Raw genomic sequence first — 14,374 nt, 5'->3', positions numbered from 1 at the left:
TTCGTAAGGGTTTGACTGTATCTCTTTTAATTGCAACAGGGTTCGTGTACATCCGTCGTGCCCGTTCGGCGCGCGGATTGTTCACCGAGTATTGACATGCTCGGCATCTGCCGGTCGTATGCAGACGGTATTTGTAAGCGATGACTGATCCGATGGAATACGACCTGGTTGTGATCGGCTCCGGCCCGGGTGGGCAGAAGGCCGCCATCGCGGCGGCCAAGCTGGGTAAACGGGTAGCGATGGTCGAGAAGGGCAACATGCTCGGGGGAGTGTGCGTCAACACCGGCACCATTCCGTCGAAGACGTTGCGCGAGGCGGTTCTCTACCTCACCGGGATGAACCAACGCGAACTGTACGGCGCAAGTTACCGCGTCAAGGAGAACATCACTCCGGCCGACCTGCTGGCGCGAACCCAGCATGTCATCACCAAAGAAATCGAAGTCGTGCGATCTCAGCTCCTGCGTAACCGCGTCGAATTGCTGGTAGGGGTCGGCTCGTTCGTCGACGAGCACACCATCCTCGTCGAGGACGCCTCGCGCGGAGACAAGATGACGATCACGGCAAAATTCGTTGTGATCGCGACCGGAACGTTGCCTGCCCGCCCGGCGGGGGTGTCCTTCGACAGTCACCGGGTGCTCGACTCCGACGGAATCCTCGATCTGACCTCCATCCCGACCACCATGGTCGTGGTGGGCGCGGGAGTGATCGGTATCGAGTACGCGTCGATGTTCGCGGCACTCGGCACCAAGGTCACCGTCGTCGAGAAGAGAACGTCGATGCTGGACTTCTGTGACCCCGAGGTCATCGAATCGCTTCGGTTCCATTTACGCGATCTGGCGGTCACTTTCCGATTCGGTGAAGAAGTGACGGCCGTCGACGTCGGAGCGAACGGAACACTTACGACGCTGCGCAGCGGCAAGCAGATTCCCGCCGAGACCGTGATGTACTCGGCGGGACGGCAAGGCCTCACAGCGCCACTCGCGCTGGAGAACGCCGGGCTCGAAGCCGACGAACGTGGCCGCATCTACGTCGACGACAATTTCCGCACCAAGGTCGAACACATCTACGCCGTCGGTGACGTCATCGGCTTCCCGGCGTTGGCGGCGACGTCGATGGATCAAGGTCGACTCGCGGCCTACCACGCCTTCGACGAACCAGGCGCGAAGCTGATGGATCTGCAGCCGATCGGCATCTACTCGATTCCCGAGGTGTCGTACGTAGGCGCCACCGAGGTCGATCTGACCAAGGAATCGGTGCCGTACGAGGTCGGGGTTTCCCGCTACCGTGAACTCGCGCGCGGGCAGATCGCAGGCGACACCTACGGGATGCTCAAGATCCTGGTGTCGACGGATGACCTGAAACTGCTCGGCGTTCATATCTTCGGCTCGGGTGCAACGGATCTCGTGCATATCGGCCAAGCGGTGATGGGGTGCGGCGGGACCGTCGAATACCTTGTCGACGCCGTCTTCAACTATCCGACACTGTCCGAGGCGTACAAGGTGGCGGCGCTCGACGTCATGAACAAGATCAGGGCTCTCAAGCAATTCCACTAGGGGTCGGGGTGTCCCCAGGTACCGGTCAGGGTCGGTCGGTGTACTTCTCGGGTAGCACTTGTTCGAATACCTGAGGGTGATGTCAGGCCTGGGAAAATAGGGCAGGGTCTATCTCTATGACCATTGCCCATGAACTTCGTGTGGAATTTCGATGCTGATCGGACTGATTGCCGCGATCGTGGCGTGCGTCGGATACGGCGTGGCGTCGGTGTTGCAGGCGTACGGCGCGCGCAAGTCGGCAGCGGCCGCCGAGCAGCGAGGCGAGGCCGGACACGTGACGGCGACGGGTGGCCCGACCTTGCGTTCGACGTTCGCCGCAGCGCTGACGGCGTCGTTCATCCTGGGCACCGTGCTCGATGCGGTCGGATTCGCCGGTAGTGCCATCTCCGCGCGGCTCATTCCACTGTTCTTGTCGCAGACAGTGGTCAGTGCCAATCTCGTCATCACGGCAGTGCTGGGGACCGTGGTCCTGGGCATCCAGTTGCATCGTCGCGACTGGTTCGCGATCGCCGCGGTGATCGGATCGCTCCTGCTGCTCGGTTTGTCTTCGGGTCACGCGGGCGGCGGGAGTTCCAACGACGTCGTCCACTGGGGTGTCCTGGTGGGCTCGGCGTTGATCTTGTCGATCGGTATCGGTTTGATCCGATGGTTGGGCTCACGCGCAGCAGTTGTCGCCGGGTTGATCTCGGGTGTGTTGTTTGGCTGTCTGGCCATTGCCGTACGCGTGGTCTACGGAATCGATCCGTTCGAAATCGGCACGATGCTCCGCGATCCGGCCGGCTGGGCAATCCTCGTCTCGGGCCTGGGCGGTTTCTATCTGCACACGGTGGCGTTGCAACTGGGATCCGTCAACGGAGCGACAGCGGCACTGGTTGTCGGCGAGACGGTCGTTCCGGGAATCGTCGGCGTCGTGGTGCTCGGCGACGCGTCGAGACCTGGCCTGGAATGGCTTGCCATCGTCGGATTCGTCGGAGCGATCGCGGGCGCCGTCGCCGTAGCCGTCTTCGGCGCGGCGAGCCACGAGGGGAAACCTGCCGAAGAAGTGACCGTCTGATGCGATAGCGAATGCGGTGCTGTTCGATCGGTCGAGCGGTAACGGAAGCCGCGTTCTTGCGGATAGTTCCAGTGCGCGACCGATGCCTCGCATACGTTGTGCGGTCACAGGCACCGGGTCGTAGACCGGAGGAAAGTAATGAGCAGCTTGGATATTCAACGTTGGTCGAACGACTTCACTGCGCTGACCAAAGTCATTTCGGAAGGCATCGAGCAGTTTGTTCTCCGGTTCATTTCCAGCTGAAGTGATCTGAGCTCGCTGCCTGGCAAGGAGTTATTGATCTCCACCGCGGTTCGGAGGCCGAATCGTGATGAAGCAGAGGTTCTTACGGGGTCTGGGAGGCCTGGGCGGGGGCGAGCAGGTAGGAGAACACGTACGTAACTGCGGCGATGACCGCCAGTACGATCAAGGACGTCGGGAACCCTGCGGCATCTCGCACCGGGGCACCTGAAGCGGTGACGGCCGCCATGAACACTCCGATTACCAACAATGTCACGGCCAAGGCCGAGCACGCAGCGAACCGATGCTTCCAGCAGCAGACTGTGCGCGCCGGCCATGTGTGGCTTGTTCTCAGGGCGCAGCGCCCGCCTACAACAGCGCTCGAGCCAACAATCAGCCCGACCAGCGCTCCGATGAAAGCGGGTATGAACAGTCCTACCCAGGACCAGGCTCCATCACCGATTATCGGGATCATCAAGGCAACACCTGTGACCGCGCCTGTGAGCGCAGCCAGACTCAGTTCCTTGTCGACCCAGCTCATGGAACAACTAGAACACAGGCGCGTTCCCGAGGCTGTGGAGTATTTCGGATTCAGGGGCTGAAGAACTCGAGTCGACGGTGCAGCCGTGCGATCGACGGGTCCCCGATCGTGCGCCTGCCATCGGTACGAGCTTGGCTCGGAGTCATCCCGTAGAAGTCTTTGAACGCGCGCGCCAATTGGGATTTCGAGGTGAAGCCACATCGCAGGGCCAACGCGTCGATCGTTTCGTTCGACATCTTGGCTCTGGTCAACTCGCGGTAGACGAGTTCGAGACGCTTGCGCCGTATGACAAGAGCGATTCCGCCGTCGGATGCGAATGCGCGGTAGAGCTGTGCTCGGGAGACCGACAATGCTGCGCACATGCTCGTCGGGCCGAGCCAGGTCTCCGAGAGATGCTCGGCGATGTAGGCGTACGCACGATCGCGGAGAGAGTGATCGGGCCGCGGCGACAGATCAGGTTCGGCGATACCCAAACTGACACGAAGGAGGGAAGCGACGACGTCCTCGTAGCCGGCCGTAGCATCGGGATCGAGATGCGGTAGCGCGAGTACGACCGATTGCATGCACTGAGCGAGCACGACGGCAGGAACTCCGCGCAGTACCGTCCCGTGTAGAGAACGACCCTTCGACTCCGCTTCGACGAGGGAGCGCGGTGCCAGGAGTGTGATGGTGCGTCCGGTCGCCTCGGTTTCGACGTCAGCAGTCCAGGTTCGCCCGAGGTCGAAGAACGCGATGTCCCCCGGGCGGGCGACAAAATCCACTCCGTCGGCGTCACCACTGACCTGTCCGCCGAGAACGACCTGGATCATGTACTGATCGTCGAGTCCGCTCTCGGCGATCACAACTTTGCTGCGGTGGTACTTCTGCGCGTTGAAGGTCGTTTCACCGATCAGCGAGGTCCCGATAGGCAGGGCGGAGATCGAGCCTTGGAGGGGCGTGTCGGCGCCTATCGGCTCGGTGACGAAGAACGGACGCGTGACGACACGCCAGAAGTCGTTGGCGTCCGCAGGGTCCACCGATCGAGTCGACACGCGAATGCGGGCGGAATTCATCGGCACGCGGGCATGATATGTCAGATCCCGCAGGTCGCAGTCACTCTCCCGCAAATAAATGTCAATAGTGACCGAGCCCACATAATGAGACAAATCGGGCGTATTTGTGAGACGGCCAGTGCTCGCGTGTCGCGGTGATTCTGTCTATGTTGTTCGTTATGGGTGGACAGGTTGGGAGTTCGATGCTCGAACGAAATCTCGAGTTCGGCGGGGATCGACTGCTCGTTTGTCGGCCATCATGACATCCACTTCGAATCGGTCGCAGCTATCTCGAGCAAAGCGAAATCCTCGAGGAAGGGGCACGCTGCAAAGACGGCTCGCCGGGCGTGGAGCCACGGCGATTCGTCCTCGTCTGCTCGGGTTGATGGAACGCTCGGCGGGCTTGACGGTCATCGATTCGCCGCGGGGGTTCGGGAAGACGGACCTCGCCGCGTTGTGGCTCACGACTCTCGGGCACATGCCCATCAGACCAGTTGTCTGGGTACCGGCGCCATCGAATCGGATGACCCCCCTCGAGTACTGGAACACTGCGCTCGCAGTGATTCAAGATTCTCTGGAATCACTCGAGGCCCCGCCACGAATGCGCGAGGATCCGGTGGGGGCAATCGAATCACTACTCGACTCGTCGCCCACCCCATTCGTGTTGGTGTTCAACCGCATCGACCTGGTTGAGGGTGACGAGGTGGGACGCCGAATCGTGGATCTGATCGTGCGGCTTCCCGGATTGAAAGTAATCGTCACGCTGCAGGATCGGTCTGCGACGGACTTACTCGAGGACGTCCGCGTGGACGAGTACCTGTGCGCGAACGACCTCAGGTACACGCTCGACGAGTCCACAGTTCTGTTCGCGGAGGCAGGGATCCACCTTCCCTCGGGCATCGTCCATTCGATCTGCGAGCGTGTTGCCGGCGTTCCTGTGCTGATGAAGGTTGCTCTGAGTGCGGTTGCGGGGCTGAGTGAACCGAGTCGTGGGCGCGAACGCGTTCAGCAGCGAGTGGACCAGGCGATCCACGCGTACGTCAGTCGGACCGCTCCTCGATCGGGCAAGTCGCTCGAGTTGTTCGACTTCGCGACCACGATCGCCGCCGCCCGCACCGTCACACCAGAGATCGCTCGTGTCTTGTCCGACGATCTTGACGTGGAGGGCAAACTGGACTTGCTCGAGTCTTTCGGTCTGATCTTTCGGGGCGGTCTCGAGGGAGAAGAATCCTGGTACTTTGCGCCGTCAGTTCGACTGGCATTCATGCAGATACGGACCGAACAAGGGGATGGATTCGACGATCCCTTCAAGATTCTCGTCGATCACGCTCTCGGGACTTCGGATATAGCCGGTGCCGTTCACTACGCCTTGGACGGACGCCATTGGACCAGGGTGCTCGACATACTCGAGCGTCACTGGGCCGATCTTCTGGTCGATCACACCGGATTGGTCCGGACTGCGTTGCAATCCATACCCGGCGACGTGCTCAGTTCGAACTCTTCGATTCTGGTGGGCCGTGACCTGCTCGAATCACGCCTGCGGCCGCAGTTGGTCAACGGCGATTCGTTGCCGACGGAACCGGCGGAATTGCGTGCGATAGGTGGTAGTTCGCATGCGCACAGCTTGTTGAACGTCGGGACGGTCCAATCGGTTGTGCTGAGAACATCCGGTAAGTACCAACGCTCTACCGAGATCACGCGCAAGTTGGCTCACGTCGTGTACGGACTCGGCGACGAGTCGTTGGGCGCGTTGGGGTCTCAACTGCCCGCCCTGCGCCTGATCTGGGGTGTTTCGCATCAACTGACCGGTGACCTCGGTGATGCCGCGGTGGAATTGCGACTCGCCTATCAGGGTGCGATGGAACACGGTCCGGAGTTCGTCCTGCGGCACGCCGCTGGCAATGCCGCGCTCAACTCCGCGCTGATCGGGGACATCGCGCACGCGACAGACTGGCTTCACCTCGAAAGCACACACCCGGACGTTTCGGGATGGTTGGGACCGCCCTCGCACATGGGGGGAGCGATCGCGCGGGCACTGGTGGCGTGCGATCGCGTGGACCTGAATGCCGGCGCTGCCGCGATGGACGCGCTCGCCGAGATCACACCGCCGGGCGACCTGTGGGCGTTCGCGGCCTACACTTACTCCAGATTCGCACTGCTGCAATCGGATCCGTTCTCGGGGCTGATTTCGCTCCAGCGCGCAGTGGCAACGCACGGGCACGTGAATCCGTGTGAACGGTCACTCGGTGACGCACTTCTCACCGCGGCGCGTATCGATCTTCTGTTGGCGTCCGGGGAGGGTACCAAGGCGCTGGAGGAATCAGTCGCTGCGTCACATACGTTTGCTGTTGTCACGGTTTCTGTCGCTCGTGCGCATCTCCTGACGGGGGCTCCGTCACAGGCATTGGAATTGTGTCGCGAAATCGACTGGAGCGAGCAGTATCTCACGAGGTTTCGGCTCGAGTCCCTGCTGATCGAATGCGCTGCGCTGTGCGAACTGGGCAGAATCCCCGCGGCCGCCAGTCCGTGGGAGGAGGCTCGCGGACTGCTCGAAACCTCAGGTGTCCTGTCGGCGCTGGCGACCATATCGCGTGATCTGATCAGGCAACTGGAAGAGCGGGCCGAGGGCCCGAGCAGTGCCGTCGCAACCTTTCTCGAATCCGAAGCGCCGCAGATGTATCCGGCGGCTATCGTTCGAGTCCAATTGACGAAGCGGGAGATGGACGTTCTCGTGGAACTGGGTCTCGGCATTCCGATCGGCGAGATAGCGCGAAAGTTGTTCGTATCCAACAACACATTGAAGAGTCACCTGCGAGCCCTGTATCGCAAACTCGGTGCGCATTCCCGCGAAGAGGCCGTTGCGGCAGCGCACCGACATAACCTCCTCGGCAGTGGGCAGGACTGATCGACGTCAGTGCAAATTGCGCTTGGAGTAGATCTTCATCGCGTCACGGACCAGCGAAGCGGTGCCTTCTCCGTACTTGTCGTAGTTTGCGGTGAAGCGAGGATCGTCGACGTACATCTGGCCGAGTCCGGTGAAGGCGTCGGCGCTGGGAGTCCTTCCCTGCCAACCGATTTTTATCCACTCGAACTGTCTCTGGGTAATCGTCTGGACGTCGTCGCTTTCCGCGGGTAGGCCCGCTGTCAGTGCTTTTCCGAATGCCGCTGCGATGTCAGCTTGAGCTTGCAGATGTGCTTTCCGGTCCTGCTCGGACATCGACCGCCACCAGTTGTCGCCGCTGGTATAGGCGTCCTTGCCCCAACGCTCGATGACCTCGTCCTTGTATCGGGTGTGGTCGAACCCGTCGAAAACATCTTCCGGCATGAGTGATTCACCTTTCTTCGTCTTGTTCAACGTCCTGTTGACCGATTCGATCTGTCTCGAGATCCGCGTGCGCTCTTGCTCGAGGAGTTCGAGGTGCGTACGCAGCGCGGCGGCCGTGTCGCGTTCACCGGTGAGGACTTCGGCGATGGCCGGCAATCCGAGTCCGAGTTCCCGAAGCAGCAGGATGCGTTGCAGTCGCACCAGGGCGTCTTCGTCGTAGAAGCGGTAGCCGTTGGCGCCGATGCGGCTTGGTTCCAGGAGTCCGAGATCGCCGTAATGGCGCAGCGTTCTGCTGGTGGTACCGGCGGATTTGGCGAGTTCTTGGATGGACCATTCGCTCACGTGGAGTTCCTACTCTCGGATCGGTTGTGCTCATTCAGCATGCAAGTTGACGTTGCGTCAATGTCAAGAAAGTTCTCGGTGTGCATTGTCGGGAACGTTTTATGTCCGTTTCGCCGTATCGCCACGAACGGGTCTCCAACTGATTGATTCGATGACCTAGGTCACGTGATTTGGCTCACAAATTGCCAATTTGAATAGTTGAACAAGCCTCTGTTGACGCTTTCACATACCTCGACCACGATCATCTGAACAGATCGAGTTACGCGGTTGTTGAAAATGCACGGTAGTTGAAATGCACTGCAGACGGAACGGTGGTCCACGATGACTGAACTGGTGTCGGGCGTAGCCCAGGCCAAGCCCTATGACCTCGATGATCGGTACCGGTCGGGATCGGGACCGGTGTTGCTGACCGGTGTTCAGGCAATCGCACGCGGTTTCGTCGAGCAGCACGTTCGCGACATCCGGGCGGGTAAGCGTATTGCCACTTTTGTCTCCGGTTACCAGGGCAGCCCCCTCGGCGGCGTCGACAAGATGCTCCACGGCATGCCCAAGGTTCTCGCGGAACACGACATCACCTTCATCCCCGGCTTCAACGAGGAGCTCGCTGCCACCGCGGTATGGGGAAGCCAGACGGATCTCCCCGCCGGAACCGCGACCCACGACGGCGTGACCGGCGTCTGGTACGGCAAGGGCCCCGGCGTCGACCGCGCTACCGACACCATTCGCCACGCCAACATGTACGGCGTGAACCCCAAGGGCGGCGTCGTCCTGCTGGTGGGCGACGACCCGGCGTCGAAGTCCTCCACGGTTCCGGCGGTCAGCGAGCGCTCGCTTGCCGCGATGGGTGTGCCGGTTCTCTTTCCGCGCAATGCCGAAGAGATCATCACGATGGGTATGCACGCCGTTGCACTTTCGCGGGTGTCCGGTTGCGTCGTAGCGCTGAAGATCGTCGCCGACGTCGCCGACGGTGCCTGGACGATCGACGGCAGCATCGCGGACTTCGACATCGTGGTTCCGGAAGTGCAGTTCGAGGGCAAGCCCTTCGTCTACAAGCAGCGTCAGATGGCTGCGCCGCCGGACAGTGTCATCGCCGAGGCCGATCTGTACGGCCCGCGATGGGATCTTGTTCACGCGTACGGAACTGCCAACAACCTCGATGTGATCGAGGTCAACCCCTCCGGTGCGAAGATCGGTATCGCCGCCACCGGTACAACTTTCGACTCCGTCCGCCAAGCTCTGGCAGACCTCGGCGTCGATGATGCGGCGCTGCACCGCGCCGGGATCCGTCTCCTTCGCATCGGAATGTGCTACCCCGTCGTTGGCGAGAAGATCAAGGAGTTCGCCGAAGGTCTCGAGCAGATCGTCGTGGTCGAGGACAAGACCGCGTTCATCGAAGCTCAGATCCGGGAAGTCCTGTACGGCACCGACGATGCTCCTCGCATCATCGGCAAGCGTGACGGCCAGGGCCGTCTGCTCATGCCTGCCAGTGGTGAACTGACCGCAGGCCGGCTGCTCGCCCCGTTGCGGCGCGTACTGAAGCCGCACGTCGAGCTCAAGCGCACCCTCCCGGCACCGCTGTCACTGAACGTGCTCTCCGCCAAGCGAACCGCGTACTTCTGCAGTGGGTGCCCCCACAACCGTTCCACCGCTATCCCCGAGGGCTCAATCGGCGGCGGCGGAATCGGTTGCCACACACTCGTCACCATGTCCGGCCGTGAGGACAGCGCTGTCACCGGCCTGACGCAGATGGGCGGCGAGGGCAGCCAGTGGATCGGGCAGGCACCGTTCACCGACGTGCCTCACCTGTTCCAGAACATCGGCGACGGCACCTTCTTCCACTCCGGTCAGTTGGCTGTCCAGGCATGCATCGCCGCAGGCGTGAACATCACCTACAAGTTGCTCTACAACGAAGTAGTGGCGATGACCGGTGCACAGGACGCAGAAGGTGCCCTCTCCGTTGCTCAACTCAGCCACAAGCTGACCACCGAGGGCGTCAAGCAGATCATCATCTGCGCTGACGAGCCTTCGCGCCACAACAAGCGCGCCCTGGCCAAGGGCACCAAGCTCTGGCACCGCGATCGCCTCGACGAGGCTCAGAAGAAGCTTCGCGAGATCAAGGGCGTCACCGTACTGATCTACGACCAGCACTGTGCGGCCGACGCTCGTCGCCAGCGCAAGCGTGGCACGCTGCCCACTCGCAACACTCGCGTCGTCATCAACGAGGCAGTGTGCGAGGGCTGCGGTGACTGCGGTGTGAAGTCGAACTGCCTCTCGGTCCAGCCCGTGGACACCGAGTACGGTCGCAAGACGAAGATCGACCAGACGTCCTGCAACACGGACTACACCTGCATGGACGGCGATTGCCCCTCATTCGTGACCGTCGAACTGGTGCCGGGCAAGAAGGCTCCCAAGGCCGCACGTCCCGTCCCGCCCGTCGTCGCAGATCCCGATTTCGGACCGCTCACCAGCACGCAGAACGTGTTCCTCGCGGGCATCGGCGGCACCGGTATCGTGACCGTCAACCAGGTGCTCGCAACGGCGGCACTGCGCGCCGGCCTCGAGGTGGAGAGCCTTGACCAGATCGGCCTGAGCCAGAAGGCCGGACCGGTTGTCTCGCACCTGCGTTTCAGCTCCAGCGCGCTCGAGCCGTCCAACCGCCTCACCCCGGGCAGCGCGGATTGCATCGTCGCCTTCGACCTGCTGACCGCGACGGACAACAAGAACCTCGACTACGGCAACGCCGAGAAGACGGTCTCCATCGCATCGACGTCGCAGACGCCGACCGGAGACATGGTCTACGACAAGGCTGTTCGCTACCCCGAGGAGACGTCACTCCTCGCCCGTCTCGACAAGGTGTCGCGCACCCTGCGCTCGTTCGACGCACTCGCCGCGGCACAGGAGTTGTTCGGTAACACCGCAGCCGCCAACTTCCTGCTGATCGGTGCTGCCTACCAGAGCGGTGGACTTCGTCTGCCGGCCGAGGCCATCGAAGAAGCGATCGGCATCAACGGCGTTGCCGTGGACGCGAACATCGCGGCATTCCGTTGGGGCCGTGCAGCAATTGCCGACACTGCAGCGTTCTCGGCCGTCACCACGCCGGCCAAGTCCGTCCGCGAACCCGTTGTCGCACCGGCTCACATGTTCGCCGGAACCACCTTCACCGGTGAAACCCTGCGACTGGTCGAACTGCGTGCGGCACAGCTCATCGAGTTCCAGTCCGTCAAGATCGCCCAGCGCTACATCGATCAGGTTCAGGCAGTCTGGACTGCTGAACGTGCCGCAACCGAGCGGACCGATTTCAGTGAAGCGGTCGCCCGCGGCCTGTTCAAGTTCACCGCGTACAAGGACGAGTACGAAGTTGCTCGCATGCTGGTCGATCCTGCCTTCATCGAAGACGTCAAGTCGCAGGTGCCGGCCGGGGAGAACCTGACCTACAAGCTCCACCCCCCGATCCTCCGAGTGATGGGCCGCAAGAAGAAGATCGGCCTCGGGCCCAAGTCGCATGTTGCACTGAAGGTTCTGGCCAAGGGCAAGAAGCTGCGCGGTACCAAGCTCGATCCCTTCGGCTACATGCACGTCCGCAAGGTCGAGCGTGAACTGCTCGCCGAGTACGAGGCCATGATCGCTGATCTCTCTCGTACGCTCGCAACCGACGGATACGATCGCGCCGTCGAGATCGCGGCGCTGCCGGACGTGGTTCGCGGCTACGAGGACATCAAGCTCGGCAACATCGAGCTGTACAAGACTCGCCTGCGCGAACTCGGTGTAGGTGAGTAGGAGCGTCGGCGAGTAGATTGAAGAAGACTGTGCCCCAGCGACCGTTGTCGCTGGGGCACAGTTGTATTCAGAGCTGTATCGTACGGAAACGGGTTCAGGAGGGCGGGAACTGGCCGTCGGCGACCACAGCGCTGCCGTTCCACGTGAAATTCACGATATTCGGTCCGCCTTGAGGGCAGCAGAATGCGTCGTCGTCGAGCAACCATCGGTATTGGACGGACACCGAATTCTTGTTGCTGTCGATGACGTGTGTGTACGAGTACGGCTTGCTGGTAGCCGTGCCCAGGTAAGTCCCGTCGTGGAAGAACAGGACGTGTGACTGATACGTCGCATCGCCCACGCCGTCACCATCGACCGAAACCCAGAGCAGGTCAGGACAATTACCGATCTGCTCCTCGCTCGCGGATCTCGGTATCCAGCTGCCGCCGTTGACGTCGGTTCCCAAGGTACCGATTGCGTCCGTGACGACCGGGGAGTCGACGTCGACACAGGGACCTGAAGCCGGGACTGCAGGCGTCGTCGCCGGCACGGATTCGCTTGCTGGGGTGCCCGATTGCGGCGGGGGAGAACTCGTTACCGTCGTCCCGGATTCGTTTGCCGTCGAGGTCGCCGACGCCGTTGAGCTTGACGCTGCTGAACTCGCCGCCGCCTCGGGTGTTCCTTCGGTCGACCCGCAACCGGCGACCATCAGGGCAGTGGCCGTCACCAGTGCCGAGACAGCGACGGCGGCCGAAATCGGAGCTTTCCTGCGCATGCGTCCTCCAGAGAGTGTGGGTTCACGTGTTCAAGTCCCTCCCTCGTTCTGTCGCCGGGCCGCATGCGTGCGTTATCGAACAACTGATAACGATCAGCTATCGGGCTTCGGTGTTGACGGCTTCGGCGTTTGTGGCGCGAGCGGAGTCGTATCGCACGGATCCGGCAACCACGGTCATCGCGATTTCCGTGGTCAGGAGAGAATCGACCCCTTCGGTGAACGGATCTTGTTTCAGTACGACAAAATCGGCTGCTTTTCCCCGAACCAGTTGGCCGGTCACATCTTCCCACCGGCACGAGTAGGCAGCGTCGCGGGTTGCGTGAGCCAGCGCGTCCGCGAGGGGGAGTGCGTACCCCGGCAGGTTGGGTGCCAGTGACGGATCGATTGCGGATCGACGGGTGGTGGCGATGAACATGTTCGGCAGCGGCGGGTGGGGCGCCGTCGGAGCGTCCGAACCCAACGCCAGAACCGCTCCGGCCTCGGTGAATTCGGGCCAGGGGTACGCGCGATTCACCCGGTAGTCGCCGAGCATCGCCTGCCAGTTCTCTTGGATAGCAGGGTCAGCGTGAACCGGTTGCATCGAGGCGATGATTCCCAGGCGGGCAAGCCTTTCGACGTTGTCCCGGGTGATGGACTCCAAGTGTTCCATTCGGTGCCTGCGGGGAATGTCTCCGTTGGCGGCGATCGCGTACTCGAGTGCCGTCAATCCGATCTCCGACGCCTCGTCGCCGATCGCGTGCATCGCGATCTGCAGGCCTGCGGCGTCAGCGGCTGTCACGACGGGGATCAAGGACTCGAGATCCCAGATGGGCTCGGCGTTGGTGCCGTCAGAGTACGGCTCTTTCATTGCGGCAGTGCAGCTGTCGATCACACCGTCGATGATGATCTTGATTCCGGCGATACGGAGCCACGGACCTTGCACGCGCTCGTGGAGTTCGATCACGTCGTGAACTTGTCGGACGTTGTCAGCCTCGTTGTCCTCGCGGGTCATCAGCCAGTGAGCCGCGACGCGCAGCGGCAATGTGCCGTCTCCTGCATCCAATGCTCTTTCCAGCGAAGCTAATTCGTCCGCGCCGAGAGCCATGTCGACCGCGCCGGTCACGCCGTCCTCGAGATAGTGGCGGAACGCGAGCGCGAGGGCGGCGTCCCGGTCCTCGTCGGATGCGAGCTCCGCCAGTTTCGGCCAGACGTAGAGCATCATGGCGGTCTCGTACAGCATTCCGGTGGCTTCTCCGGTGTCCGGATCCCGGCCGATACGACCGCCGATCGGATCGGGCGTGTCCGCGTCGATGCCGAGTTCTCGCAGTGCTGCAGTGTTCACCCAGACCGAATGTACGTCGTTGGCGTCGAGGTACACCGGGCGATCGGGCACGACGGCGTCGATCATCTCTCGCGTCGGGTGCCCTCCATCCAGCGCGGAGAACAACCAACTGCGACCCAGCAGGCGTGGTGCGTCCGGGTTCGATTCCGCGAATTGCTTGATGCTGGACTGAATGTCGGCGAGATCGGTGGCATCACGCAGATCCAACTTCTGCAGCGCGAATCCCATCATGACCAAATGTGTATGGGCGTCGACGAAACCGGGTAGCACGACGGCGCCTTGGAGATCGATCACCTCGGCGTCGGGAGCCAGGATATCGGCATAGACGGTTTCGCCCACGAATCTGAGCTTGTGGTCCTCGACGACTATCGATTCGGCCCATCCGTCGTCGGCAGCCGTGAAGATCTTTCCGTTGCGGTAGTGAGTGATGCTGTCATTCATGACTTCTACGTGATCC

The 14,374-nt window shown here is 61.8% G+C and carries 9 protein-coding genes; 4 read left to right on the top strand and 5 right to left on the bottom strand.

Features of this window, described 5'->3' with window-relative positions:
- Nucleotides 1-140 precede the first annotated feature (140 nt).
- Both sthA and FEZ59_RS08500 read left to right on the top strand, forming a co-directional pair.
- Nucleotides 141-1,553: a Si-specific NAD(P)(+) transhydrogenase gene (gene sthA, locus FEZ59_RS08505; RefSeq protein ID WP_007733953.1), complete on the top strand. Its 1,413-nt coding sequence runs from the start codon at nt 141-143 to the stop codon at nt 1,551-1,553.
- Nucleotides 1,554-1,704: 151 nt separating this feature from the next.
- Nucleotides 1,705-2,607, top strand: a complete 903-nt coding sequence (locus FEZ59_RS08500; RefSeq protein WP_019745033.1) for a hypothetical protein — start codon at nt 1,705-1,707, stop codon at nt 2,605-2,607.
- A gap of 325 nt (nt 2,608-2,932) precedes the next feature.
- Here FEZ59_RS08500 and FEZ59_RS08495 read toward each other — a convergent pair whose 3' ends face one another.
- Both FEZ59_RS08495 and FEZ59_RS08490 read right to left on the bottom strand, forming a co-directional pair.
- On the bottom strand, nt 2,933-3,367 hold the full coding sequence (locus FEZ59_RS08495; RefSeq protein ID WP_134999105.1) for a hypothetical protein: 435 nt from the start codon (nt 3,365-3,367) through the stop codon (nt 2,933-2,935).
- 50 nt (nt 3,368-3,417) lie between these two features.
- Nucleotides 3,418-4,419 carry a helix-turn-helix domain-containing protein gene (locus FEZ59_RS08490; RefSeq protein ID WP_021332148.1) on the bottom strand — a complete coding sequence of 334 codons (1,002 nt, stop codon included), beginning with the start codon at nt 4,417-4,419 and terminating at the stop codon, nt 3,418-3,420.
- A gap of 364 nt (nt 4,420-4,783) precedes the next feature.
- On the opposite strand from FEZ59_RS08490, the gene FEZ59_RS08485 reads away from it, so the two are divergent.
- Nucleotides 4,784-7,303, top strand: a complete 2,520-nt coding sequence (locus FEZ59_RS08485) for a LuxR C-terminal-related transcriptional regulator (RefSeq protein ID WP_021332149.1) — start codon at nt 4,784-4,786, stop codon at nt 7,301-7,303.
- Nucleotides 7,304-7,309: 6 nt separating this feature from the next.
- Here FEZ59_RS08485 and FEZ59_RS08480 read toward each other — a convergent pair whose 3' ends face one another.
- Complete coding sequence (locus FEZ59_RS08480; RefSeq protein WP_021332150.1) at nt 7,310-8,065, bottom strand: MerR family transcriptional regulator; 756 nt, start codon at nt 8,063-8,065, stop codon at nt 7,310-7,312.
- 321 nt (nt 8,066-8,386) lie between these two features.
- Between FEZ59_RS08480 and FEZ59_RS08475 the strand changes: the two genes are divergently transcribed.
- A complete protein-coding gene (locus tag FEZ59_RS08475; protein ID WP_134999106.1) occupies nt 8,387-11,842 on the top strand; it encodes an indolepyruvate ferredoxin oxidoreductase family protein in 3,456 nt (1,151 codons plus the stop codon).
- Nucleotides 11,843-11,936: 94 nt separating this feature from the next.
- On the opposite strand, the gene FEZ59_RS08470 is transcribed toward FEZ59_RS08475, so the two are convergent.
- Together FEZ59_RS08470 and FEZ59_RS08465 are read right to left on the bottom strand one after the other, a co-directional pair.
- Entirely contained in the window at nt 11,937-12,596 is a 660-nt protein-coding gene (locus FEZ59_RS08470) for an LppP/LprE family lipoprotein (protein WP_021332151.1), read from the bottom strand.
- 97 nt (nt 12,597-12,693) lie between these two features.
- Nucleotides 12,694-14,358 (bottom strand): amidohydrolase, encoded by a 1,665-nt coding sequence (locus FEZ59_RS08465; RefSeq protein WP_134999107.1) that lies wholly within the window; start codon nt 14,356-14,358, stop codon nt 12,694-12,696.
- Nucleotides 14,359-14,374 lie beyond the last annotated feature (16 nt).

It is taken from the genome of Rhodococcus sp. MS13 (assembly GCF_013277835.1).
GTDB lineage: Bacteria > Actinomycetota > Actinomycetes > Mycobacteriales > Mycobacteriaceae > Rhodococcus_F > Rhodococcus_F erythropolis.
Note: the sequence above shows the minus strand (reverse complement) of the source record. Positions and strands in the feature narration are given on the sequence as shown.

What these genes read in the sequence shown, in the direction of transcription:
- FEZ59_RS08500 (WP_019745033.1), top strand. Translation starts at nt 1,705, where the DNA reads ATGCTGATCGGACTGATTGCCGCGATCGTGGCGTGCGTCGGATACGGC.
- FEZ59_RS08475 (WP_134999106.1), top strand. Translation starts at nt 8,387, where the DNA reads ATGACTGAACTGGTGTCGGGCGTAGCCCAGGCCAAGCCCTATGACCTC.
- FEZ59_RS08485 (WP_021332149.1), top strand. Translation starts at nt 4,784, where the DNA reads ATGGAACGCTCGGCGGGCTTGACGGTCATCGATTCGCCGCGGGGGTTC.
- FEZ59_RS08470 (WP_021332151.1), bottom strand. Translation starts at nt 12,596, where the DNA reads ATGCGCAGGAAAGCTCCGATTTCGGCCGCCGTCGCTGTCTCGGCACTG.
- FEZ59_RS08465 (WP_134999107.1), bottom strand. Translation starts at nt 14,358, where the DNA reads ATGAATGACAGCATCACTCACTACCGCAACGGAAAGATCTTCACGGCT.
- FEZ59_RS08490 (WP_021332148.1), bottom strand. Translation starts at nt 4,419, where the DNA reads ATGAATTCCGCCCGCATTCGCGTGTCGACTCGATCGGTGGACCCTGCG.
- FEZ59_RS08495 (WP_134999105.1), bottom strand. Translation starts at nt 3,367, where the DNA reads ATGAGCTGGGTCGACAAGGAACTGAGTCTGGCTGCGCTCACAGGCGCG.
- sthA (WP_007733953.1), top strand. Translation starts at nt 141, where the DNA reads ATGACTGATCCGATGGAATACGACCTGGTTGTGATCGGCTCCGGCCCG.